This is a genomic window from Methylobacterium sp. WL19, from assembly GCF_008040005.1.
GTDB lineage: Bacteria > Pseudomonadota > Alphaproteobacteria > Rhizobiales > Beijerinckiaceae > Methylobacterium > Methylobacterium bullatum.
Genome location: NZ_VRVC01000086.1, coordinates 1 through 22,904, shown reverse-complemented (window position 1 = coordinate 22,904; position 22,904 = coordinate 1). Strand labels below are relative to the sequence as shown.

The 22,904-nt window shown below is 69.7% G+C and carries 23 protein-coding genes; 6 read left to right on the top strand and 17 right to left on the bottom strand.

Going from position 1 to position 22,904, the window contains the following annotated elements:
* On the bottom strand, window positions 1-861 hold an 861-nt coding region (locus tag FV220_RS16750; RefSeq protein ID WP_147832643.1), incomplete at its 3' end, for an ABC transporter permease subunit.
* Between the two features lie 252 nt (window positions 862-1,113).
* On the bottom strand, window positions 1,114-2,109 hold the full coding sequence (locus tag FV220_RS16740) for an amino acid ABC transporter substrate-binding protein (protein WP_187273438.1): 996 nt from the start codon (window positions 2,107-2,109) through the stop codon (window positions 1,114-1,116).
* 288 nt (window positions 2,110-2,397) lie between these two features.
* Between FV220_RS16740 and metC the strand changes: the two genes are divergently transcribed.
* Window positions 2,398-3,588 (top strand): cystathionine beta-lyase, encoded by a 1,191-nt coding sequence (gene metC, locus FV220_RS16735; RefSeq protein ID WP_018043680.1) that lies wholly within the window; start codon window positions 2,398-2,400, stop codon window positions 3,586-3,588.
* A 34-nt stretch (window positions 3,589-3,622) separates the two neighbouring features.
* Here the strand turns inward: metC and FV220_RS16730 are convergent, their stop codons facing one another.
* The 5 genes from FV220_RS16730 to FV220_RS16710 form a co-directional block, all read right to left on the bottom strand.
* Window positions 3,623-4,255, bottom strand: a complete 633-nt coding sequence (locus FV220_RS16730; protein ID WP_147832640.1) for a pyridoxamine 5'-phosphate oxidase family protein — start codon at window positions 4,253-4,255, stop codon at window positions 3,623-3,625.
* Window positions 4,242-4,583, bottom strand: a complete 342-nt coding sequence (locus FV220_RS16725) for a lipid-A-disaccharide synthase N-terminal domain-containing protein (RefSeq protein ID WP_056149667.1) — start codon at window positions 4,581-4,583, stop codon at window positions 4,242-4,244. Before FV220_RS16725 ends, FV220_RS16730 begins: the two co-directional genes overlap by 14 nt.
* Before the next feature lie 4 nt (window positions 4,584-4,587).
* A complete protein-coding gene (locus FV220_RS16720) occupies window positions 4,588-5,355 on the bottom strand; it encodes a glycosyltransferase family 2 protein (protein ID WP_147832639.1) in 768 nt (255 codons plus the stop codon).
* The gene (locus FV220_RS16715; protein ID WP_147832638.1) at window positions 5,352-7,076 is read right to left on the bottom strand and encodes a glycosyltransferase family 39 protein; all 1,725 of its coding nucleotides are present in this window, start codon (window positions 7,074-7,076) and stop codon (window positions 5,352-5,354) included. Before FV220_RS16715 ends, FV220_RS16720 begins: the two co-directional genes overlap by 4 nt.
* Before the next feature lie 145 nt (window positions 7,077-7,221).
* Window positions 7,222-8,250, bottom strand: a complete 1,029-nt coding sequence (locus FV220_RS16710; RefSeq protein ID WP_056164640.1) for a GlxA family transcriptional regulator — start codon at window positions 8,248-8,250, stop codon at window positions 7,222-7,224.
* Window positions 8,251-8,333: 83 nt separating this feature from the next.
* Between FV220_RS16710 and FV220_RS16705 the strand changes: the two genes are divergently transcribed.
* Entirely contained in the window at window positions 8,334-9,032 is a 699-nt protein-coding gene (locus FV220_RS16705; RefSeq protein ID WP_056149672.1) for a DJ-1/PfpI family protein, read from the top strand.
* Window positions 9,033-9,035: 3 nt separating this feature from the next.
* On the opposite strand, the gene FV220_RS16700 is transcribed toward FV220_RS16705, so the two are convergent.
* Window positions 9,036-9,506, bottom strand: a complete 471-nt coding sequence (locus FV220_RS16700) for a winged helix-turn-helix domain-containing protein (protein WP_147832637.1) — start codon at window positions 9,504-9,506, stop codon at window positions 9,036-9,038.
* Window positions 9,507-9,595: 89 nt separating this feature from the next.
* Entirely contained in the window at window positions 9,596-10,714 is a 1,119-nt protein-coding gene (locus FV220_RS16695; RefSeq protein WP_056149677.1) for a replication protein RepA, read from the bottom strand.
* Between the two features lie 703 nt (window positions 10,715-11,417).
* Here FV220_RS16695 and mazG point away from each other — a divergent pair.
* Window positions 11,418-12,248, top strand: coding sequence for a nucleoside triphosphate pyrophosphohydrolase (gene mazG / locus FV220_RS16690; RefSeq protein ID WP_147832636.1), 831 nt, complete (start codon window positions 11,418-11,420; stop codon window positions 12,246-12,248).
* Between the two features lie 37 nt (window positions 12,249-12,285).
* Here mazG and FV220_RS16685 read toward each other — a convergent pair whose 3' ends face one another.
* The 4 genes from FV220_RS16685 to pabB are packed head-to-tail and all read right to left on the bottom strand — an operon-like array spanning window position 12,286 to window position 15,542.
* Window positions 12,286-12,729, bottom strand: a complete 444-nt coding sequence (locus tag FV220_RS16685; protein ID WP_238253885.1) for a DoxX family protein — start codon at window positions 12,727-12,729, stop codon at window positions 12,286-12,288.
* Window positions 12,702-13,547, bottom strand: a complete 846-nt coding sequence (locus FV220_RS16680; protein ID WP_147832635.1) for an aminotransferase class IV — start codon at window positions 13,545-13,547, stop codon at window positions 12,702-12,704. Before FV220_RS16680 ends, FV220_RS16685 begins: the two co-directional genes overlap by 28 nt.
* Entirely contained in the window at window positions 13,534-14,136 is a 603-nt protein-coding gene (locus tag FV220_RS16675; RefSeq protein ID WP_147832634.1) for an aminodeoxychorismate/anthranilate synthase component II, read from the bottom strand. Before FV220_RS16675 ends, FV220_RS16680 begins: the two co-directional genes overlap by 14 nt.
* Window positions 14,133-15,542, bottom strand: a complete 1,410-nt coding sequence (pabB, locus tag FV220_RS16670; protein ID WP_147832633.1) for an aminodeoxychorismate synthase component I — start codon at window positions 15,540-15,542, stop codon at window positions 14,133-14,135. The genes FV220_RS16675 and pabB overlap by 4 nt, the downstream gene beginning before the upstream one ends.
* Before the next feature lie 271 nt (window positions 15,543-15,813).
* Between pabB and rimO the strand changes: the two genes are divergently transcribed.
* The gene (rimO, locus tag FV220_RS16665; protein WP_056149685.1) at window positions 15,814-17,157 is read left to right on the top strand and encodes a 30S ribosomal protein S12 methylthiotransferase RimO; all 1,344 of its coding nucleotides are present in this window, start codon (window positions 15,814-15,816) and stop codon (window positions 17,155-17,157) included.
* 25 nt (window positions 17,158-17,182) lie between these two features.
* On the opposite strand, the gene pncA is transcribed toward rimO, so the two are convergent.
* Together pncA and FV220_RS16655 are read right to left on the bottom strand one after the other, a co-directional pair.
* Window positions 17,183-17,818: a bifunctional nicotinamidase/pyrazinamidase gene (pncA, locus tag FV220_RS16660; protein WP_147832632.1), complete on the bottom strand. Its 636-nt coding sequence runs from the start codon at window positions 17,816-17,818 to the stop codon at window positions 17,183-17,185.
* Between the two features lie 48 nt (window positions 17,819-17,866).
* Window positions 17,867-18,841: a quinone oxidoreductase gene (locus FV220_RS16655; RefSeq protein WP_056149687.1), complete on the bottom strand. Its 975-nt coding sequence runs from the start codon at window positions 18,839-18,841 to the stop codon at window positions 17,867-17,869.
* A gap of 193 nt (window positions 18,842-19,034) precedes the next feature.
* On the opposite strand from FV220_RS16655, the gene FV220_RS16650 reads away from it, so the two are divergent.
* Window positions 19,035-19,238: a hypothetical protein gene (locus tag FV220_RS16650; protein WP_018043697.1), complete on the top strand. Its 204-nt coding sequence runs from the start codon at window positions 19,035-19,037 to the stop codon at window positions 19,236-19,238.
* Between the two features lie 223 nt (window positions 19,239-19,461).
* On the opposite strand, the gene FV220_RS16645 is transcribed toward FV220_RS16650, so the two are convergent.
* Both FV220_RS16645 and FV220_RS16640 read right to left on the bottom strand, forming a co-directional pair.
* Window positions 19,462-20,268, bottom strand: a complete 807-nt coding sequence (locus tag FV220_RS16645) for an alpha/beta hydrolase (protein ID WP_147832631.1) — start codon at window positions 20,266-20,268, stop codon at window positions 19,462-19,464.
* Between the two features lie 95 nt (window positions 20,269-20,363).
* Complete coding sequence (locus FV220_RS16640; protein ID WP_056149689.1) at window positions 20,364-21,755, bottom strand: GntP family permease; 1,392 nt, start codon at window positions 21,753-21,755, stop codon at window positions 20,364-20,366.
* A 196-nt stretch (window positions 21,756-21,951) separates the two neighbouring features.
* On the opposite strand from FV220_RS16640, the gene FV220_RS16635 reads away from it, so the two are divergent.
* Window positions 21,952-22,904 (top strand): FAD-dependent monooxygenase (locus FV220_RS16635; RefSeq protein WP_147832630.1); only part of this gene is annotated, 953 nt, incomplete at its 3' end.

The following is a 22,904-nucleotide window of genomic DNA, read 5'->3' as shown; positions in this document are numbered from 1 at the left end:
CGCCTCCCCCTGCCCCCGCGCCACGCTGGAAAGGCCCGCCCGCACGATCTCGGCGATGAAGGCGGCGGTATAGGTGGAGAGCCCGAGAACCAGGGCGGCGAATTCCGGCAGGATCGGCAACCCGCCCTCGACGTCGTAGGGACCGCGCGCCGGCCAATCGACCACAACCGGATGGCCGGCCAGCGCCAGCCCGATCCAGGCAAGGCCCGGCAGGAGGATCGTGAGGGCGAGGCCCGGCAGCCAGACCCGGACCGGCGGTCGGCCGGTCTCGACCGCGATGCCCGCCCACCGTCTCAGCATCACGATCGCGAGGATGCTGGCGAGGAAGGCCACCGGCACCAGCCAGGCGGCACCTGAAAAATCCGGGCGCGGCAGGACGAGGCCGCGCTGCGAGACGAAGGCGCCCCCCAGACTCGCGGGAGCCTCGGCCGAGGGCAGGGCCACTCGCACGGCCACGTACCAGACGAGGAGCTGCAGCAGCAGCGGCACGTTGCGGATTGCCTCCACATAAGCGGAGGCCAGACCCCGCGCGAGCAGGTTCGGCGACAGCCGGGCGATGCCCACCACGAAGCCGATCAGCGTGGCGAGCACGATGCCCAGCGCCGCGGCCAGCAGCGTGTTGCAGAGCCCGACGAGAAACGCATCGAGATAGGTCGAGGTCGCCGCCGCGTAGGGGATCAACCGCTGGCTGATGTCGAATCCGGCATTGCGCGACAGGAAGCCGAACCCGGCGACGATCCCCTGTTTGGCGAGTTTCTGCGCGGCGTTGCCGGCGGCGAAATAGACGAGGCCGGCGACGGCGAGCGCCAGGACGATCTGGAGCGCGAGGGCGCGAAGGGAGGTCTTTCGGGATTCAGCCATGGAGCCGCTTCCCGTTGAACGAGAAATCCGCGCGCCATCCCCTCTCCCCGCTGGGCGGGGAGAGGGCCGCGGGGACCTCGTCGTCCCTGCGGCAAGCGAAGGCGTCAGCCGCAGCGAGGGTGAGGGGGTGCCCCCGGAAGAGGCTCGTCCGAAGCCCCCCCCTCACCCTCGGCTGCCGCCTCGTTTCGGCCCCGGCGAGGGGGCCGAAACCCTCTCCCCGCAAGCGGGGAGAGGGGGAGTGCCACACGCCCCTCACCGGATCGGAGGCCCGTATTGCAGGCCGCCCTGGTTCCAGAGGGCATTCAGGCCGCGCGGGATCTTCAGCGGTGTCTGCGCACCGACATTGCGCTCGAACGCGTCGCCGTAATTGCCCACATGGCGGACGATCCGGTAGGCCCAGTCGGTGGTGAGGCCGAGGCCCTCGCCGTATTTGCCCTCGAGGCCGAGGATGCGCTTTGCGTCGGGGCTCAGCGCCGATCGGCGCATCTCCTCGACATTGGCCTGCGTGATGCCCGCCTCCTCGGCGTCGATCATGGCGTAATGGGTCCAGGCGACGAGATCGCGCCACTGGTCGTCGCCCTGGCGCACGCCGGGGGCGAACGGCTCCTTCGAGATCGCCTCGTCGAGGATGACGTGCTCGTCCGGATGCGCCGTCTTCAGGCGCTCGCCGTAGAGGGAGGACTTGTCGGTGGAATAGGCATCGCAGCGGCCGGATTCGTAGGCACCCAGCGTCTGCTCGCTATTGGCGAAGGTGACGACCTTGTAGGTCATCCCCCGCGTGCGGAACCAATCGGCGAGGTTGAGCTCGGTGGTGGTGCCCTGCTGCAGGCAGATCGTCGCCCGGTCGAGCTGTTTCACCGACGCGATGTTCAGGGACTTGCGCACCAGGAACCCCTGCCCGTCATAGAAGGTGATGACCGGGAAGTTCATGGCGGCGGTGTCGCGCGACAGGGTCCAGGTGGTGTTGCGCGACAGGACGTCGATCTCGCCCGATTGCAGGGCGGTGAAGCGCGCGGCCGAGGATTGCGGGATGAACCGCACCTTGGCCGGATCGTCGAAGATCGCCGCGGCAAGCGCCCGGCAGAAATCCACGTCGAGCCCGCGCCACTGGCCCTGGCTGTCCGGAATGCTGAACCCCGCGACTCCGCCGCTGACGCCGCAGACGAGATGCCCCCGCGCCTTGACCCGGGCGAGGGTGCCTTGGGCGGAACCGTTCTGGGCGAGGGCGGGAGTGAGGCAGAACAGCATGATCCCTCCCACCCAAAACCTCATCCTGAGGTGCTGCGAAGCGGCCTCGAAGGAGGCCTCCAGCCAGAATCGCGCGATCTGGAGGCCTCCTTCGAGGCCGCCGCTGCGCGGCGTCACCTCAGGATGAGGTGAACGGGTCGGATGAGGCGTCGACGATGCCGGGAGACCGTTGATCATACCCGCGCATTGCAAAGGATCGGCAGGCCCGGTCAAGGGCTTCCGCTTGACGCGATCGCACAGGCCGGGCTCAGGTTGCGGCGCAACCGCCCTCCCCCCATACCGGTTTCCATGTCGAACACCCCTCCCCGCGATCCCGCCCGTTTCGGCCCGGCCACACGCCTCGTCCATGCGGGGCGCGACCCCTCCGCGCAGCATGGCTTCGTCAACACGCCGATCTATCGCGGCTCGACGGTGCTGTTCCCGACCTATGACGACCTGCAGCACCGGCGCGGGCGCTACGATTACGGCACCAGCGGCTCGCCGACGATGGATTCGCTCACCCAGGCCTGGAGCGAGCTCGCCGGGGCGGCGGGCACGGTGCTCACCCCCTCCGGCCTGGCCGCCCTCACGGTCGCCCTGATGAGCGTGGTGAGCGCGGGCGACCATCTCCTCGTCACCGACAGCGCCTACCGCCCCACCCGCATCTTCTGCGACGGCGTGCTGAAGCGCTTCGGCGTGGAGGTGACCTATTACGATCCCCTCGTCGGCGCCGGCATCGGCGAGCTGATGCGCGCGAATACGAAAGCGGTGCTGGTGGAGGCGCCGGGCTCGCAGAGCTTCGAGATGCAGGACGTGCCGGCCATCGCGGAGGTCGCCCATGCGCACGGCGCCGCCGTCATCATGGACAATACCTGGGCGACGCCGCTGTTCTTCCCGCCGCATGAGCGGGGCGTCGACATCGCCGTGGAGGCGGGGACCAAATATCTCAGCGGCGGCTCGGACCTGCTCCTCGGCCTCACCTCGGCCAACGAGCGATACTGGCCGGCGCTCCACCGCACCTTCGAGCATTTCGCCATGTGCGCCGGGCCGGAGGATGCGTTCCTGGCCCTGCGCGGCCTGCGCACCATGAACCTGCGCCTGCGCGAGCACGAGCGCCAGGGCCTCGCCATGGCGCGCTGGCTGCAGGCGCGGCCGGAAGTGCTGCGGGTGCTCCATCCGGCCCTGCCGGAGGATCCCGGCCACGCCATCTGGAAGCGGGACTTCTCCGGGTCGTCCGGCCTGTTCGGAGTGGTCCTCAAACCGGCTCCGGCGAACGCCGTGGCGGCGATGCTCGACGGGCTCGAATTGTTCGGGATGGGCTTTTCCTGGGGCGGCTTCGAGAGCCTCGTCATCCCGTTCGATTGCCGCACCTACCGCACCGCCACGCGCTGGGAGCCGGGCGGACCGGGCTTGCGCTTCCATATCGGCCTCGAGGAGATTTCGGATTTGCAGGCCGATCTCGATGCGGGGTTCGCACGGCTGCGCGCGGCGATGGGATGAGCCCCTCCCTCCTCCTTGTGGGGAGGAGGGTTTTTCACGGCGCCAGCCAGGTCCCCGCCCAGCCGTCGCCGTCCCGCTTCCAGGCGGCGCGCCGGTGTCCCCGCCGGTCGAGGAACAGGAATTCGAGCCGGGTGGCGCTCACCTGAACCGCGCAGAAATTCGGCCGGCCGGCGGCGATGGCCGCGTCGGTCTCCGGCAGGGAATAGCCCTCGCCCGAGGTGAGTTCGGTTCCGGGCCCCGGCGCCACGCCGTAGCAGACCCGGCTCATCGTCATCGATCCGTCCCAGGCGGCATCCGCCAGGGCATCGTTGGTATGGAGCGTGGCCGGGCCCGAGACCCGGATCTGGACCTTGCTCGCCGAATCGTAGCCGTGCAGCGCGGCCCGGCCGGAGGCGGCGATCTCGTCGGCCTTGCGGGACCGGCGGTCGCAATGGAAGCGCAGGATCCCGGTCCGCCGCTCGGCCTCGCGCAGGACGATGGTGCGGACCTGCGGGCAGCCGTCGGCATCCACCGTGGCGAGGGCCGGCATGTGGAACGCGTTGCGGCGCAGCCTCGGCCCGTCCTCCAGAAGCCGCCAGAGATGGGCCAGGCTGGCGTCGAGATCGTCGAAGAAATCCGGCAGCGGAATCGTCGGGAGAGTCATACCGAGGACGTCACGGAACGGCATCCGCCCCGGGCTTCCGACGCTTTTCCTTCAGGATCAGCGCGACGTTGCGCAGATAGATGCCCGTCGAGAGAGCCTGCCCGAAGATGATGACCGGCTCGCGCCGCACCAGCCCGTAGACCAGGGTCATCAGCCCGCCCGCGATGGAGAGGAACCAGAACGAGAGCGGCATGACGCTGCGGCCGGCCTTCTCGCTCGCCAACCATTGCAGGATGAAGCGGGCACCGAACACCACCTGGGCCAGGATGCCGAAGACGAGCCAGCCGTCGAACTTGGTGACGAAGATGTCATAGGCGTAGCCGCCCAGGTCTTCCGAAAGCTGCATCAGCATGGGTTCAGGCCTCCCTGTCCGTGACGAGCGCGACCTCCACCGCCTCGGGCGAGGGCCGCTTGCGGCGGATCAGCCACCACACCCCCGCGAGATCGAGGAGCCCGACCCAGAGCCGGTCGAACAGGCCGTAATTGGAGCGCCCGGTGAAACGCGGCCGGTCGACCACGTCGGCATGGACCACGCGGTAGCCCTCGCGGGCGACGAGGGCCGGCATGAAGCGGTGCAGCGCATCGAAATAGGGCAGCGCCCGGTAGACCTCGCGCCGGAACACCTTCATGCCGCAGCCGGTATCGCGGGTGTCGTCCTTGAGGATGCGGCCGCGCACGCCGTTGGCGATGCGCGATTGCAGGCTCTTCAGGCGCCCGTCCTTGCGGCCGACGCGCTGGCCCTGGGCCAGGCCGGTGCTCCGGCCGCCTTCCTCCAGGGCCGCCACCAAAGCGGGGATGAAGGCCGGATCGTTCTGGCCGTCGCCGTCCAGGGACGCGATGAGGGCGCCCCGCGCCACGGCGACGCCGCTGCGGATCGCGGCCGACTGCCCGCCGCTGCGGGCATGGCGGATCACGCGCAGCCAGGGCCGGCTGCGGCGCAGATCCGCGAGGATCGCCCCGGTGGAGTCGGTGGAGCCGTCATCCACGTAGATCACCTCGAACGGGACCAGGGCCGAGCAGGCGCGCTCGATCTCGGTGACGAGACTCTCGACATTGCCGGCCTCGTTCTTCACCGGGACGACGATGGACAGGCGGGTGGAGGGGGCTGTGTCGGTTTGGGTCACGGGGTCACCGCATAGGCCGAGAGGTCGATCCGCCGGCCGCTGTTGATGTTGAAGCCGGAGACCCGGCCCACCGGGGCAGCCTTAACGCTTGTTTCCGCCCGCCGGAACTCGTCCAGGAACGGCTCGGTGACGAAGACGAGGCGGCAACCGCCCCCTGCCAGGAACTCCGCCGCCTCGGCACCGGTGTTCATCATGGCGAGATCGGTCCCGATGAGGAAGACGAGGCTCGGCTCGCGGTAGCCGAGGCTGGCGACCTTCGGGGCGGCGCAGGGCAGCCCGTCGCGGAGGGCGGCGAGGCGCGGCGAGACCTTCAGCGCCGCGAGCACCGGCTGGGTCAGCCCGAACACCGCCGGCGAGAGCAGGGCCGAGGCCAGGATAGCGCAGGCCAGCGCCCGTTCGGGCAGGCGGCGGGCGAACAGGACGACAGCGAGGATCGCGGCAGCGCAGGAGGCCAGCAGCAGCGGCAGCCCGGCGACGGGGATCACGTGGTCGAAGGTCCAGGCCACCCCGACGAGGCCGAGGGTCAGGCCGACCGGGATCAGCACCACCAGGGCGGCCACGGCCCTGGCTCCCCGCCGGCCCGGATCGAGGGCGCCGCGCGCCACGGCCAGGAGGGTGAGGATCGCCACGGCCGGCATCAGCGGCAGGACGTAATGCGGCAGCTTGGTCGGCACCGCCTCGAACAGGATCCAGGCGGGCACGATCCAGGCGAGGAGGAACGCGATCGCATCGTCGCGCCGGTTGGCGAAGGCGAAGGGCGCGCTCAGCGCCGCGAAGGCAGCTCCCGGCCAGAAGGTGGCGAAGAACACCGCCAGATAGGTGCCGGGCGGCGCGCCGTGCTTCTCGGCGGCACCGCCGACCTTGCCCAGCATGTCGTGCCCCACCGCCTCGCCGAAGAACGCGCCGCCGCTCTTCCAGGCGATGGCGACGAACCAGGGGGCGACGATGGCCAGGGTCAGCCCGAGGCCGAGGCCGGGACGCAAATCCATGAGCCAGCGGCCGGACCGCTCCTTCAGCGACAGCGCGAGCGCGGCGAGCCCGACGAAGAGCGGCACCATCGGCCCCTTCACCAGGATGCCGATCGCCATGGCCAGCCAGAACACCAGCAGGGTCGTGAGATCGGGCCGGCCCCGCGTCCGTCCGGGCGTGATCCGGCCGAGCCAGACCCGCGCCAGCGCGCCCATCGCGGCGACCGAGCAGGCGGTGAGGAGGGCGTCCGTCTTGGCGAGGCGCGCCTCCGCCGAGATCATGATGCAGGCCGAGAACAGGGCGGCGGCGACGAGCGCGCCCCGGCGCGGCAGGAAGGCGAGGGCCGCCCAGTAGGTAAACAGGCTCGCCAGCAGCGCGCCGATCAGCGAGGGCACGCGATAGAGCGCGATGGTGGTGCGGGCGTGGTCGAGCCCCAGGGACTCGGCCCCCTTCACCACGGAGGCCTGCACCCAGTAGATCCCCACCGGCTTCTTGTGGCGCGCCTCGCCCTGGAATCGGATGTCGACGATATCGCCGGTCTCGATCATCTGCTTCGAGGCCTGGGCGAAGCGCGGCTCGTCGCGGTCCATCGGCTGGAGCGAGACGAAGCCCGGCAGGAAGCAGACGAGGCAGAGAGCCAGGAGCAGGGCGCAGGCGCGGGCATGGCTCGCCGAGGCCGCCTCGATCAGCCTGTCGAGGAAACCCGCTTCGGCGCCGGGCGGGACGGCATGTCCGGCATCGGCGGTTCTCATGAGACGGGACGCAGTGGGGCGGACATGGGGCGGCTCCGGGCCGACGGGCAGCCCTTGACGATCGGTCGATGCCGCGACGGGCGGCGGTGTCGATGATGCGGCCGGGAAAGTCAAATTCGCCCGCATCGGAGGAGGGCTGCCAGGATCACGCAAAAGCAGCGAAACGACGGCGGTACTCGCCGGGCGTCGTCGCGATCCGGCGCAGGAAGACCCGGCGCAGGGTCTCCTCCGCGCCAAAGCCACAGCGTTCGGCGATGCGCTTCAGCGGCAGGTCGGTCTCCTCCAGCAGCCGGCGGGCGGCCTCGAAACGGATGCCCTCCATCGCCTCGGCCGGGCTGCGGCCCGTCGCGGCGCGGTAATGCCGGGCAAAGCTGCGCGGGCTCATCCCGGCCCGGTCGGCCAAAGCGGGGATCGTCAGATCGGCGGCGAGGTTCTCGCCGATCCAGGCATGGAGGCGGCCGAACCGGTCGTCGCCGCCCTGGAGCGAAAGGGCGGCGCTGAACTGGGCCTGCCCGCCGGGGCGCTTGAGGAACACGACGAGGTGCCGCGCCACGGCCAGGGACGTCTCCCGCCCGAGATCGGCCTCCACCAAGGCCAGGGCGAGATCGATGCCGGCAGTGACCCCGGCCGAGGTCCAGAGCGCGCCGTCGCGGATGAAGATCGGGTCGGCCTCGACCCTCGCCGCCGGATAGAGGGCCCGGAGGGCGTCGCAGCGGGTCCAGTGGGTCACCACCCGGCGGCCGTCGAGGAGGCCCGCCGCTCCGAGGAGGAAGGCGCCGGTGCAGACCGAGGCGACGCGGTGCGACCGGGCGGCCCGCGCGCGCAGCCAGCTCCGAAGGTCGGCATTGTCGAGCTGGGCCTGAACCCCTCGCCCGCCGGCGACGATCAGCGTGTCGATGGAGCCGGTATCCGGGACCAGCCCCTCGGCCGTCAGCGCGAGGCCCGACGAGGTGGCGACGGAGCCGGCGCGCTCGGCGACGACGCTGACGCGATAAGGGGATGGCCGGCCGGCATCGACGAAAAGGTCGTTGGCGGTGGCAAAGACCTGGAGCGGACCGGCCACATCGAGGAGTTGCACCCCGGGATAGGCCAGGATCGCCACGGTGATGATCGCCCCGGCTAGGGGCGGCTCCAGAAGCGGGCGGTTTGGCAGGATAGGAGGGTTTTTGGTCATGTCGGCCGGCAACGTGCGCCGGTATCGTCGGACCTGTCCAGTCGCGGACTTTCCGTTGCCGCCCCCTCCCGGAGACCCTTGCCATGTCCCAGACCGAGATCCGCTTCGAGATCGGCCTCCTGACCTTCGAGGGCGTGCAGCAGCTCGACCTCACCGCGCCCTACGAGGTCTTCGCCTCGCTGCCGGGGGCGCGCGTCCATCTCGTCGGCCTCGACCGCGCCACCATCGTCAGCGCCACCGGATTGCCGCTGACGCCCACGACGGATCTTACCGCCTGCCCGCCCCTCGACCTCCTGTGCATTCCGGGCGGGATCGGCGTGAACGCCCTGATGACGCACGCGCCCGTGCTCGATTTCGTGCGCGCCCAGGCCGAGCGGCCGATCCTCGTCACCTCGGTCTGCACCGGCGCCCTCATCCTCGGGGCGGCGGGCCTGCTGCGGGGGAAGCGCGCGACGACCCATTGGGGCGCCCTCGACCTGCTGGCCGCGTTCGGGGCGATCCCGGTCGACGAGCGGATCGTGCGCGACGGACGGATCATCACCGGAGGCGGCGTCACGGCCGGTCTCGATTTCGCCCTCGCGGCGGTGGCCGAGCTTGCCGGCCGGACGGAAGCCGAGACGATCCAGCTGGCCCTCGAATACGCGCCGGCCCCGCCCTTCTCGGCGGGCCATCCCGGCACGGCCTCGCCCGAGGTGGTCGCGGCGGCCCGCGCGCGATTCGCCGCCTCGCGCGCCGCCCGCGAAAAGATCATCGCCGAGATCACCCGGAATGGGCGGTTCTGAGCCTCATTCGTCGTCGGGCCCGGAGGCGAGGGCATAGACCGCGTCGCCGAGGCGCTGGAACGGACCGTCGGGTCCCGAGCGCTTCCAGAGCCGGGTGTTGAGGGCGGCCACCGGGTCGATGCCGGGGACCGACAGGCCGCGCAGGGTCAGTCCCTCCAGGATCTCGGCGGCATGGAGGGGACGGCCCGCCTCCTCGAGGATCTCGGAGGCCGCCTCTATGAGGAGACGGCCCTCGCGCCGGGCCTGCGACCGGTCGCCGCCGGACTCGCCGGCGGGCTCTTCGCTTGCCGTATCCGGCGACGGGGCGACCGGGGCCGGATCGCGCCACCCGTCCACTGCCCCTCGGGCGGGCACGGATATCCGACGCCCGATATCGAGGAAGAGCGTGAGGTCGGCGATGACCCGCTCGATGCGGGACCGTTCACGATAGAGGTCGGAGAGGCGCGCCTCGGCCTCGGCTTCCGTCAGGAACATGGTGATACCTCTGGAATATTCCAATTATGGAATATCTAACAGAAGACGCATCATAATGGAATATTCCCAACGGATATTTGGAAGATGCCTCAGCCCGCGAGGGCGCGCCGTGCCGCACCGGCCTTGGATGCGCCCGCCTTCGCCCCGCCGAGCCTGGGCGGCACCAGCAGGGCGCTGGGATGGGCGGGCTGGAGCATCATGCCGGCCTCGTCGAGGGAGACGGGCAGTTTCGGGAAGACCTCCTGCATATGGGCGAGATCGGCCTTGAACGCCTGCCGGAAGCTGCGGATGCTGGCATTGTCGGCGCCGAACTGGCTGTGCAGGTTGGCCCAGGTCAGCCGCAGCGGGCGCTGTAGGACGCGCAGGCGGTAGCCGAGCCAGAACAGGAGATCGAGCTTGCGGGCCGATCCGGCGAAGGCGCGGGCCGCGCGGATATCCACCGGCAGGGCGTGCTGGATCAGGTTGTCGTAGAAATCCTGGTGGAACTGGACGGTCTTCGACCAGACCTGCCCCTCCCCCGATCCGTGCGAGAGCCAGAGGTCGAGCTGGCGGAAGGGCGGCACGTTGAGGGTGCTGGCCTTGTCGCTGCCGTCCCAGAGGCCGATCTGCAGGGTGCAGGCGGCGAGCCGGTTGAGCTGTTCCTTGAACTGCCGGATCGTGCCGCGCTCGCCGCCGGTGACGGAAAATCCCATCTCCTTCATGAAGCCCGACAGGCTGTCGGCCACCGTGATGGTGGGGCTGCGCTGGCGCACCGCCTCGGTGCAGAGATGCAGCAGGACGAGGCGGGCCTTGGGGCCGTAGGGCAGGCCCTGGAACTCCATCTCGCCATTGACCGGGTTCTTGAGGCGGCCGGCCAGCAGGCTGAGGGAGTTGCGGCCGTATTCCCGGAAGAACTCGCGGGCATCGCCCGGATCGCGATAAGGCAGGCCGCACAGGGCCAGCACGCTGTGGATGTGCTGCAGGTTCTCCGGCAGGGTCGGTTCGTTCTCGATGACCTCGCGCACCATGTCGCGCCGACGCCGGTCGCGGGGCATGGCGCCGCGCATGTCGGCGGCCTCGCGCAGGATCGAGGCCTCGGCGTCGCGGGCACGCTGCCGGTGGAGGATGTGCTCGACGATGCTTCCGAACAGGAAGCTGCCGCGGCCGGCCTCGACCTCCTCCAAGAGGTCGGGATCACGGATCTGGGCGAGCTTCTCCTCGATCCCCATGGCTGTCATCGATACCGGCGGCTCTCGTCACTGAACGTCCGCCATCGCACGATTCCGAGGCTAGGAGTCGCCGGGGCCGGATCTTATCCCGACAATCCACGGAGTCGGGCCACGAAACCCGGCAACCGGGGGATGGGCCGCACCGGTTCGGCGATCCCGCCACCGGAAGAGACCGCCCCCTGGCCGTTCCGGCGCCTACGCAGAGTTCGATACGGGCCGGAATTCCGTTCTATCCCCATACTTCACCGGCAAACCCCGTTCTCCCCGCAGAATTCCATACGGATCGGCGCAGAATCCCATACGGATCGGGGCCGCGACAGCGCAGAATCCGATACGGAGCCACGCAGAGTTCGATACGTCCCGGCGCAGAGTTCGATACGCGAAAGGGGCTCAACACACGGGACGACCACGCGAATTCGCCGTCCCATATAACTTGCTGAACTGACTCTCTAAAAAGAGGTTACTGATATCTTTCCTAAGGGTCCGGTGGATCGTTCGTTTTGCCGGACAGCACGGTTTTTTGATCGATATCTTGGAATTTCCAGAATTCCTCCTCTCCCGGTCCACAGGTTCGGCACAGACGAGGATGGACCGCGCACCTTGCGACAGCGGGTTGAGGGAACCCCGCCGCGTGGCCTAACCCTGGTCCGACACTCGCTTCCGCTTCTCCCCGATCCTCCGATTTCCCAAGCGTGGTGAACCCGTGACATCCGACTCGCCGATCGAGACCCTGCTGCGATTGATGGCGGTGCTGCGCGATCCCGAACGGGGCTGCGCCTGGGACCAGGTCCAGACCCTCGAAACCCTCGCGCCTTACACGCTGGAGGAAGCCTACGAGGTGGTGGACGCCATCGAACGCGGCGATCTTGCCGATCTCCAGGGGGAACTCGGCGACCTCCTGCTTCAGGTCGTGTTCCAGGCGCGGGTCGCCGAGGAGGCCGGGAGCTTCGCCTTCGACGACGTGGTCCGGACGATCTGCGACAAGCTGATCCGGCGGCATCCGCATGTGTTCGAGGCGGATGGGTCGCCGCTGGCGGACGGCCCCGAGCGCCTGAGCCTGGCGCAGCTCGACGCCAATTGGACCGCCTCGAAAGCGGCGGAGCGGTCGGAGAAGACGGGGCGGTCCGAACACGCCGGGGGCGACCTCCTCGGCTCCGTCGCCAAGGCCCTGCCCGCCCTCACCCGGGCCGAGAAGATCAGCCGCAACGCGGCGCGGCACGGATTCGATTGGCCGGACGCGGCCTCGGTCATCGCCAAGATCCGCGAGGAGGTGGACGAGGTCGCCGACGCGCTCGGGCGGGACGATCCGGATCACCTCGCCGAGGAGATCGGCGACCTGCTCTTCGCGGTGGTGAATCTCGCCCGGCATTCCGGAATAGACCCGGAATATTCCTTGAAAAGAGGGAATATCAAGTTCGAGCGGCGCTTCCACGCCATGGCGGCTTTGATCGCGGAGGATGGGGCAAGCCTGGACGAGGCCGATCTTTCCGCCATGGAGGCCGCCTGGCAGCGGGTGAAGCGTTCGGAAGCCTGATCGCCGGCTCGCTTCGGTCCGTTCGGCCGCGCGCGCTCTAGCGCCGCCCGAACGGCCAATCGACGATCCGCGTGGCGTGGAGCGCCCACCAGACCAGAACCGGCTGCAGGGCGAGGCGGGGGCCGTGATACCACCAGCTGTCGGGCAGGCCGGGAACGGAGATCCCCTCCACCGCGTGCTTGATGTTGGCCGGGAACACGCAGATCGCGTAGGCGGCCAGGGCGTAGCCGGCGGCGCGGCGGGTGCGCGCGACGAACAGGCCCGCCACGCAGGCGAGTTCGTAGAAGCCCGTCAGGATGACGACCTGCCTCGGCCAGGGCACCCAATCGGGCATGATCGGCAGGAACTTGTCGGCGGCCGCGAGGTGGAGGAGGCCGATGCCGCCATAGAGCGCGGCGAGGCATAGCCGCGAGAGCAGGCGGCTGTGGGCCTTCGGCGCGATGCCGCCCGGCCTCACGCCGCTTCCGGCGCGACGCCGCATTCCTCGGCGATGAGACGGCGGAGCCCGTGGCTCAACGCGGCAACGGCTTCGTGCCCGCCGGGAAACGCCGTCGTCCCGATCGCCGTGACGGGGGACAGGCCGCGCAGGGAATTGGTCATGACCACCGCCTCGGCGGCCAGGACCTCCTCGAGGGCGAGGGAGCGTTCCGTGGTCCCGATGCCGAGGGATCGCGCCAAGCCGAGAACCTGCGCCCGGACGATGCCGGGCAGCACGCCGTCCGACAGGGGCGGGGTGACGAGGCGCCCGTCCAGGATTGCGAAGAGGTTGCCGGTCCCGGCGCAGGCGAGGTGGCCTCTGGTGTTGAGGAACAGGGCCTCGTCGAGGCCCCGCGCCCTCGCCTCGCGGGCGGCGAGGATGGCGTCGAGATAGCCCAGCGTCTTGATCCTCGCGGCCGGCGAGGTCTCGTTGCGGCGGATCGTGCTCGGATTCAGCGAAACCGGCGCGAAACCCGATCCCGCCCGGCGCGGCGTGGCGGCGATCCACCAGACCGGGCGGGCCGGCTCCGGCGGGGCGAGGCCGCGCGGGCCGGAGCCGCGGGTGATCGTGGTGCGGAGCGCCCCGTCGCCGATGGCGGCGGCGACGAGATGCATCGCCTCCCCCACCGCTTCCCGGTCGATGGAAAAGCCCAGATCCGCGGCCGAGGCGGCGAGCCGGGCGAGATGCGCCTCCCGGAAGGCGATGCGGCCTCCGAGGCAGAGGGCCGTGTCGAAGAGACCGTCCCCGAGGGTCAGGCCCCGGTCGGCGAGGTCGAAACCGTGGCGGTTGCCCTCGTGGAGGGCGCCGTCAAACCACAGCATCGCGGGTCTCCCGCCACCGGCGCGCCAGGTCGAGGAAGTTGCCGAACACCGCGTGGCCGTTCTCGGTCAGCACCGATTCCGGGTGGAACTGCACGCCCATCGTCGGGTGGCGCCGGTGGGACAGGGCCATCACCTCGCCCTCCCCCGACACGGCGTCGATAACGAGGGATTCGTCCATGCCGGGCTGGGGCGTGACGATGAGGGAATGGTAGCGGCCCACCTGCATCGGGTCGGGCAGGCCCGCGAACAGGCCGGACCCGTCATGCCGGATCGCCGTCGCCTGGCCGTGGAGCGGCCGCGCCGCCCGCTCGACCCTTCCACCGAAGGCCGCGCCGATGGCCTGGTGGCCGAGGCAGACGCCGAGGATCGGGATCTCGCCGGACAGGGCCTCGATGGCGGGCAGGGTCACGCCGGCCTCGTTGGGGGTGCAGGGGCCGGGAGAGAGGATCAGCGCCTCGGGGGCGATCGCGCGGATGCCGGCGACGTCGACGGCGTCGTTGCGCAGCACCTTCACCTCCTGGCCGAGCTCCTCCACGTAGCGCACCACGTTGAAGACGAAGGAATCGTAATTGTCGACGACGAGGATCATGGCGCCCCGCGCTCGTTCCGGTCGGGCTCGAAGGCAGCGAAGACCCGAGCCGCCTTGGTCAGGGTCTCCTCGTATTCGGCGGCCGGGTCGGAGAGGAGCGTCACCCCTCCCCCGGCCTGGAGCACGGCGCGGGCCTCGTCCATGAACACGGTGCGGATGGCGATGGAGGTGTCGAGCGACCCGTCGAACCCGATGGCGCCGATGGCGCCGCAATAGAGCTCGCGGGCATCGCCCTCGATCTCCGTGATGATGTCCATGGCGCGCAGTTTCGGCGCCCCGGTAATCGAGCCGCCGGGGAAGGTGGCGGCGATCAGGTCGATGGCGTCGAGGCCCTGGCGCAGGGTCCCGGTCACCACCGAGACGAGGTGATGGACCGAGGCGTAGGATTCGAGCCCGCACAGGACCGGCACCTTGACGCTGTGCGGCTCGCAGATGCGCGAGAGGTCGTTGCGCAGGAGATCGACGATCATGATGTTCTCGGCCCGCTCCTTGACGTTGGCCTGGAGCGCTTCGCCCAGAGCCCGGTCCTCGGCGGGATCCTCCACCCGGCGCACGGTGCCCTTGATCGGCCGGGTCTCCACCGCCCTGCCCTGCAGCTTCATGAAGCGCTCGGGGCTGCTCGACGCGATGGTGAGAGCACCGAAGGACAGATAGGCGCCGAAGGTCGCCGGGTTGGTCTCGCGCAGGCGGTGATAGAGCGAGAAGGGATCGTATCCCGCCGGCAGCGCCGCCTCGAAGCGCTGGGCGATGTTGGCCTGGTAGATGTCCCCGGCCCGGATGTAGTCGCGCACCGTCTCCACCGCCGCCTCGTAGGAGGCCCTGGTGAAGTTGGAGTGCCAGGCAAGCGGCGGCGTCTCGGTCCTCGGCCTGGGGCCGGCGGCCGCGAGCAGCTCCGCGAAACGGTCGAGCCGCGCCCGTGCCCGGTCGGCGCGGGCGGATTCCGTGAGCTCCGGAAAGCCGGTGGCGACGAGCCGGCAGGTCCGGCTGTCATGGTCGATGGACAGGACCGTGTCGTAGAGGTTGAAGGCGATGTCGTCGGTGAGGCCGGCGCGGCGGGCCGGCGGCCTCACCCGCTCCAGGCTCGCGCCGAGATCGTAGGCGAAATAGCCGATGGCCCCGCCGGGAAAGCCGGTTCCCTCGTCGCCCGCCAGCCGGTAGGGCGCGAGGCAGGCGCGCAGGGCCTCCAGGCCAGTTTCGCCGGATTGCCGCCCCTCGAGGGGCCGTCCGTCGAGCGTCGCGCGGCCGTTCGCGTAGCGGAACCGCCCGAACGGGTCGGCGGCCACGATCGAGACGCGCCCCAGGGTCTCGTGGCGCATGGCGCTGTCGAGGAAGGCCAGCCCCGGCAGGGACGAGAACGCCTCCGCCGCCGCGACGGGATCGATGAAGGGGATCTCGCGGGTCCACATGATGCTGTCGGACTTAAGAGCTTCGCGCGGGCGGGGACACGGGCCCCTCCTGCGGCATGGTTTCCTGATAACGCGCCACAGGTGACACGGGTCGCGGTTCGACGGAAGCCGCGCGGGCTGCATGGGCCGTGCAGGCTGTCGGCATGGTGCCCGGAACCGCCGCCCTCGCAACCGCGCGACGATGGGCGTATAGGAAGGCTGCAACCCGGCACCCTCCGCCCCGAGAATCACGGCCGGTCGAGTTTTCCTCGGCCGCGACCGACGAGCGACCATGACCGTACCCGTCACCATTCCGACCCCGGCGAAAGCCGCGCCCAAGATCTCGTTCGTCTCTCTCGGCTGCCCCAAGGCGCTGGTGGATTCCGAGCGCATCCTCACGCATCTGCGGGCGGAAGGCTATGAGCTCGCGCGCCGGCATGACGGGGCGGATGTGGTCATCGTCAACACCTGCGGCTTCCTCGATTCGGCCAAGGCCGAATCGCTCTCGGCCATCGGCGAGGCCATGGCCGAGAACGGTCGCGTCATCGTCACCGGCTGCATGGGCGCGCAGCCCGAGGAAATTCGCGAAAAGTATCCGAACCTCCTCGCGGTGACCGGGCCGCAGGCCTACGAATCGGTGGTCGCCGCCGTGCACGAGGCGGTGCCCCCGGCGCACGACCCGTTCCTCGATCTTGTGCCGCCGCAGGGGGTGAAGCTCACCCCACGCCATTACGCCTATCTGAAGATTTCCGAGGGCTGCAACAACCGCTGCACCTTCTGCATCATTCCTTCCCTGCGCGGCGACCTGGTCAGCCGGCCGGCGGGCGACGTGCTGCGCGAGGCCGAGAAGCTGGTCAAAGCCGGCGTCAAGGAATTGCTGGTGGTCTCGCAGGACACTAGCGCCTACGGCGTCGATATCCGCTACGCCACGAGCCCCTGGCGCGACCGAGAGGTGCGGGCGAAGTTCTACGATCTCTCCGCCGAACTCGGCGAGCTCGGTGCCTGGGTGCGGATGCATTACGTCTATCCCTACCCGCACGTGGACGACGTCATCCCGCTGATGGCCGAGGGCAAGATCCTTCCCTATCTCGACATGCCGCTGCAGCACGCCAGCCCGTCCGTGCTCAAGCGCATGCGCCGGCCGGGCAACCAGGAGAAACAGCTCGAACGGATCCGGCGCTGGCGCGAGATCTGCCCGGACCTCGCCATCCGCTCGACCTTCATCGTCGGCTTCCCCGGCGAGACCGAGGCCGAGTTCGAAGAACTGCTGACTTGGATCCGCGAAGCCAAGCTCGAGCGCGTCGGCTGTTTCGAATACGAGCCCGTAGGCGGCGCGGTGGCCAACGGACTCGGCGATCTCGTCCCGCCGGAACTCAAGGCCGAGCGCAAGCGCCGCTTCATGGAGGCGCAGCAGGGTGTCTCGGCCCGCTTGCAGAAGGCGCGCGTGGGCAAGCGCCTGCCCGTCATCATCGACGAGGCCAATGGCGGCATCGCCAAGGGCCGCTCGAAATACGACGCGCCCGAGATCGACGGCAACGTCCACGTCACCTCGCGCCGGCCGCTGCGGGTCGGCGACATCGTCACCGTGAAGATCGAGCGGGCCGACGCCTACGACCTCTACGGCAGCGCGGTGTAGGACCGCGCACCGGCGTGTTCAGGCTCTACCCGCCCCCGATCGCCCCGCTCGTGATCCGTTCGATCCCGGCCTCACGCATGGTCGCCCAAGCGCGTTCCACCGATCCGTCGATATCGATCCCCCGCACCGCATCTTCGATGACGGTGACGGCAAAGCCTGCCTTGCGGGCATCGAGCGCGCTCCAGAGCACACAGTAATCGGTGGCGAGACCGGTGAGATAGAGGTGTTCGAACCCGCGCTCGCGCAGGTATCCGTCGAGCCCCGTTCGCGTATTCCGATCGGCCTCCAAGAAGGCCGAGTAGCTGTCGGTATGGGCATGATAGCCCTTGCGCATGACCAGTTCGGCCCAATCGACGTGAAGCTCGGACGAGAAACGGGCACCGGGCGAGCCCTCGACACAATGGTCGGGCCAGAGGACCTGAGGGCCGTAGGCGAGGTCCACGGTCTCGAAGGGGGACTTCCCCGCATGGCTGGAGGCGAAGGAGACATGGCCCGGCGGATGCCAGTCCTGGGTCAGGACCACGTGCGGGAACAGGGCGGCGAGGCGGTTGATCGGGGCGATCACCGCATGGCCGTCCGGCACCGCGAGGGCTCCGCCGGGCAGGAAGTCGTTCTGGACGTCGACCACGAGGAGAAGGTCACGCTCGCCTGGGGGCATCATCCGCCTCGTCCTGTCGTCAGGTGATCCCGGGATCACGGGATACCCGGATCACGGCGTCATGATCGTGGCGCCCGTGGTCTGGCGTCCGGCCAGATCCTTGTGCACCTGCACCGCGTCGGCGAGCTTCGCCCGCGCATGGACGGGGATCTTCACCGCCCCGCTCGCCACCACGCCGAACAGGTTCTCGGCCATGGAATCGAGGGTGGCCCGCGTCCCCGCATGGGTGAACAGCGTGGGCCTCGTGGCGAAGAGCGAGCCCTTCTGGGCGAGGAGGGCCAGATTGAAGTTCTCGATCGGGCCGGAGGCGGAGCCGAAGCTCACGAACATCCCCAGCGGGGCGATGCAGTCGAGGGAGGCCGGGTAGGTGTCCTTGCCGACGCCGTCATAGACGACGCGCACGCCCTTGCCGCCGGTGATCTCCTTCACCCGCGCGGCGAAATCCTCGTCGCGGTAGAGGATGACGTGGTCGCAGCCATTGGCCCGCGCCAGCTCCGCTTTCTCGGCCGAGCCCACCGTGCCGATGACGGTGGCGCCGATATGCTTGGCCCATTGGCAGGCGATGAGGCCGACGCCGCCGGCGGCGGCGTGGAACAGGATCGTGTCGCCCGGCTTCACCGGGCATGTCCGGTGCAGGAGATACTCGGCGGTGAGGCCCTTCAGCATCATGGCCGCGGCGGTGGCGTCGTCGACCCCGTCGGCGAGATGCACGGCGGCGCCGGCATTGATCACCACCTCCTCCGCATAGGTACCCTCGGCCGAACCGTAGGCCACGCGCTCACCCACCCGGAACCCGGTGACGCCCTCGCCGATGGCGGCGACCACGCCCGCCCCCTCCTTGCCGGGCGTGAAGGGGAGCTGCGCCGCCTTGTAGGCGCCCGAGCGGAAGTAGATGTCGATGAAGTTGACGCCGATGGCCGTCTGGCGGACGCGGATCTGGCCGGGGCCGGGCTCGCCGACCGCCACCTCCTCGTAGCGCATCACCTCGGGCTCGCCATACTCGTAGACCCGGATCGCCTTGGGCATCGTCGTCTCTCCTCGTCTGTTCGATGGACGCGACATAAGCTACCGGCCTTAAGGAGCAAGCCCGGCGCTGCCGATAGAGGTGCCCGGCCGGAGGCGCGGGCGGCATGGCCGTTGCAGACCATCGCCCGGCTTCGCGTGAGACAGGCCGGTCGGTATCGTTCCCCGGCAGCTGCGCAGGAGGGGGCCGCGTTCCATGGAAGAGATCGTCTGGATCAGGCCCGCCGATTACGATCCCGCCGTCGTCGCGGGGCTCGTGTTCCAGCCGGAGCCAGGCCTTCCCGCCTTCGAGGTCATGGACCGCTGCCGGGTGGTGATGATGTTCAAGGCCGGGATCGCCTGGGAGATCAGGCCGTTCACGCAACTCACCTTGAAGATCGTCGAGGAGCCGGAAGGCTGAAGCTTTTCACGGGATCCGCGACAGTTCCAGGTCGCGGCGGATCGCCAGGAGGTCGAGGACGGCGATAACCAGCCAGGGACCTGCGATCCCGATGAAGAATGCCATGGTGAGCTCTCCTCTCCCGGCGATGATCCGGCACCGCCGCATCGGACGATAGGACAGGTCCCGGCAGTCGGCAAACGGGAGTTCGGTCTGTCGCAACGCCCTGACCCCGCGAGATGCCTCAGGGCCGTCCGGCGGCGTTCAGGATCAGCCTCGCGATCGTGTCGGGCTGGGAGATCAGGGACAGGTGGCTCGCCGTCACCTCGATCGTCGTGGCGCCCATCCTCTTCGCCATGAAGCGTTCGAGATCGGGGTCGATCGTCCGATCCTCCGTCGAGACCGCGTAGAAGCTCGGCTTCGATCGCCAGGCCGCCTGGGTGGTCCTGCCCGCCAGCAGCGCCTTCGCGAAGGGCTGCTGCACCGCGTAGAGCACCTTCGCCTTCGCCTCGGGAAGGTCGCCGGCGAAATCACGCAGGAAGGCCGCCTCGCCGAGGCGCCCGTATTCGCCGTCGAAGACGATGCCGGCGCTGGCGGGGGGCGTCGGAAAGGTTCGTGCCAGGGCCGCATAATCCTCGCCGGCATCCGGCGCGCGGGCCGCCACGTAGACGAGGGCGGATACGTTCGGATCGGTGCCGGCCTCGGAGACGATCATGCCGGCGAAGGAATGGCCGACGAGCACGGTCGGCCCGTCCTGCCGCGCCAGCACCCGCCGCACCGAAGCCACCGCCTCGTCGAGGGTGGTCAGCGGGTTCTGCACGGAGGTGACGGTCAGGCCCGCCGCCTGCAGCCGCGCGATGACCTCGGACCAGCACGACCCGTCGGCAAACAGGCCGTGGACGAGGACGACGTTCCGCGCCGGCGGCGGGGCCGCCTTGCCTGGGTCCGCCTTGCCTGGGTCCGCCTTGGCTGATTCCGCCTTGGCCGGGTCCGCGCCAAGCGGGAATGCGGCACCGGCGGCCGCGAGTGTCAGGAAGGTTCGACGATCCATCGGAAGGCTCCCGTCGCATCGGATGTCGCGGCATTGGCCGCCCGCGCCCTGAGAAAGTCCAGGCCATCGGGAACCGCGATGCCTCTGACCGAGCCTCACACCAGCCCGGTCAGGTAATAGACCCCGATCACGAGAAACACCGCGCTGGTCTTGAGCACGGTGATCGCGAAGATGTCGGCATAGGCCTGCCGGTGTGTCAGCCCCGTCACCGAGAGCAGGGTGATGACGGCGCCGTTATGGGGCAGTGTGTCCATGCCGCCGCTCGCCATGGCGGCCACCCGATGCAGCACCTCCATGGGGATATGGGCCGCCTGCGCCGCCGCGATGAAGGTGGAGGACATGGCGGCGAGGGCGATGCTCAGCCCTCCGGAGGCCGAGCCGGTGATGCCGGCCAGCGCCGTCACCGTCACCGCCTCGTTCACCAGCGGGTCGGGGATGGCCGACAGGGCCTCGCGGATGACGATGAATCCCGGCAGTGCCGCGATGACCGCGCCGAACCCGTATTCGGAGGCCGTGTTCATGGCCGCCAGCAGCGAGCCGGCCACCGCCGCGCGGCTACCCTCGGCGAAGCTCTTCGAGACCGGTTTCCAGGCGAAGACGAAGACCGTGAGGATGCCGGCCAGCAGCGCCAGTTCCACCGCCCAGATCGCGGTGACCGACGAGACCGTGGTGACGATGGGCTTGTCGAGCCCCGCCAGCATGGTCTCGGTCTTCGCCCCGTAGAGGCGCGGGATGAGCGCGGTGAAGGCGAGGTTCGAGAGGCCGACCACGACGAGCGGCAGCAGCGCCACCAGGGGATGCGCCAGGGCTTCGTCGGAGACGGGCGTCGGCTCGTTGGTGTGGCCGCTGCCGTAGCCCTCTCCTCTGGCCTTGGCCGAGGCGATGCGCCGGTCGAGATAGGCCACGCCGGCCACGAGGATGAAGGCGGCGCCGATCAGACCGAGCCAGGGGGCCGCCCAGGTGTTGGTGCCGAAGAAGGTGGTGGGGATGATGTTCTGGATCTGCGGCGTGCCGGGCAGCGCATCCATCGTGTAGGAGAAGGCGCCGAGCGCGATGGTGCCGGGGATGAGGCGCTTGGGGATCTCGCTCAGCCGGAAGGCTTCCGCCGCGAAGGGATAGACCGCGAACACCACGACGAAGAGCGAGACGCCGCCATAGGTGAGCAGGTTGCACACCAGCACGATGGAGAGCACCGCCCGGCGCGCGCCCACGAGATCGATCACCGCCGTGACGATCGACCGTGAAAAACCCGAGAGCTCGATGACCTTGCCGAACACCGCGCCGAGGAGGAAGACCGGCAGGTACAGCTTCACGAAGCCGACCATTTTCTCCATGAACAGGCCGGAGAAGACCGGCAGCACGGCGGACGGGTCGGTGAGGAGCACGGCGAGGAGCGCCGCCACCGGGGCGAACAGGATGACGCTGAAGCCGCGATAGGCGACGAGCATCAGGAATCCGAGCGCCAGCAGCGCGATGGCGAGGCTCATGACGACGCTCTCATGATGGGGCAACCTCCGGGGCACTCTGCCCCTGTCGGGACGCTCAGCTGATGCTAGAAGCCGCAGCGTGGCAATGCCACAGCGAGGTGACCCGAGACGGACGGCACCTATTTGAAACGGCAGCGGTCCGGTCGGTGCCGCTTCGACTGGTCTGGTGAGGGCACCCCTCGCCGAGGAGCGATGCATGGATTCGTCCCCTCCCCGTTTCGACGTGGCCGTCGTCGGCGCGGGTGCCGCCGGGCTCGGTCTCGCCCTGGCTTTGGCCCGAGAGGGCATCGCCACGGCCCTCGTCGGCCGCCACGCCCCCGTCGCCGATGGACGCACGGTCGCCCTCCTCGACGGGTCGGTGCGCTTCCTCGACGCGCTGGGGGCCTGGGCGGAGGTGGCGCCGCATGCAGCACCGCTCGCCGAACTCCATATCGTCGATGACACGGGCAGCCTGTTCCGCCCGCCGCCGGCCCGGTTCGTGTCCACCGAGATCGGCCTTCCCGCCTTCGGCTGGAATGTGGAGAGCGCCCGCCTCGTGGAGACCCTGCGGGCGCAGGCCCGGTCGGCTCCCGGCCTGACCCTGTTCGAGAGCGACGCGGTGGGGCTGGAACGGGATGCCGACGAGGCCCGGATCGGTCTGGAAGAGGGCGGGCCCGTCGCCGCTCGCCTCGTCGTCGGCGCGGACGGGGCCCGCTCGCGCATGCGGGAGCAGGCCGGCATCGCCACCAGGGAGTGGTCCTACCCGCAGGCCGCCATCACCACGCTGCTCGCCCACGAGCGCCCGCACCGGGACGTCTCCACCGAGTTCCATACCCGGCAGGGGCCGTTCACCCTGGTCCCCCTCCCCGGTGGGCATCGGTCCAGCCTCGTCTGGGTCACCGGCGCGGGACCGGCGCGGCGCCTCTCCGAACTGGAGGATGCCGACCTCGCGCGCGCCATCGAGAACCAGGCCCAGGCCATGCTCGGGGCCATGCGCATCGACGGGCCGCGCGGGCTCGTGCCCATGCGGGGCCTCTCCGTCGCCTCCCCGGTCGGGCCGCGCATCGCCCTTGTCGGCGAGGCGGCCCACGCCTTCCCTCCCATCGGTGCGCAGGGGCTCAATCTCGGCCTGCGCGATGCGGCGGCGTTGCGCGACAGCGTCCTGGCCGC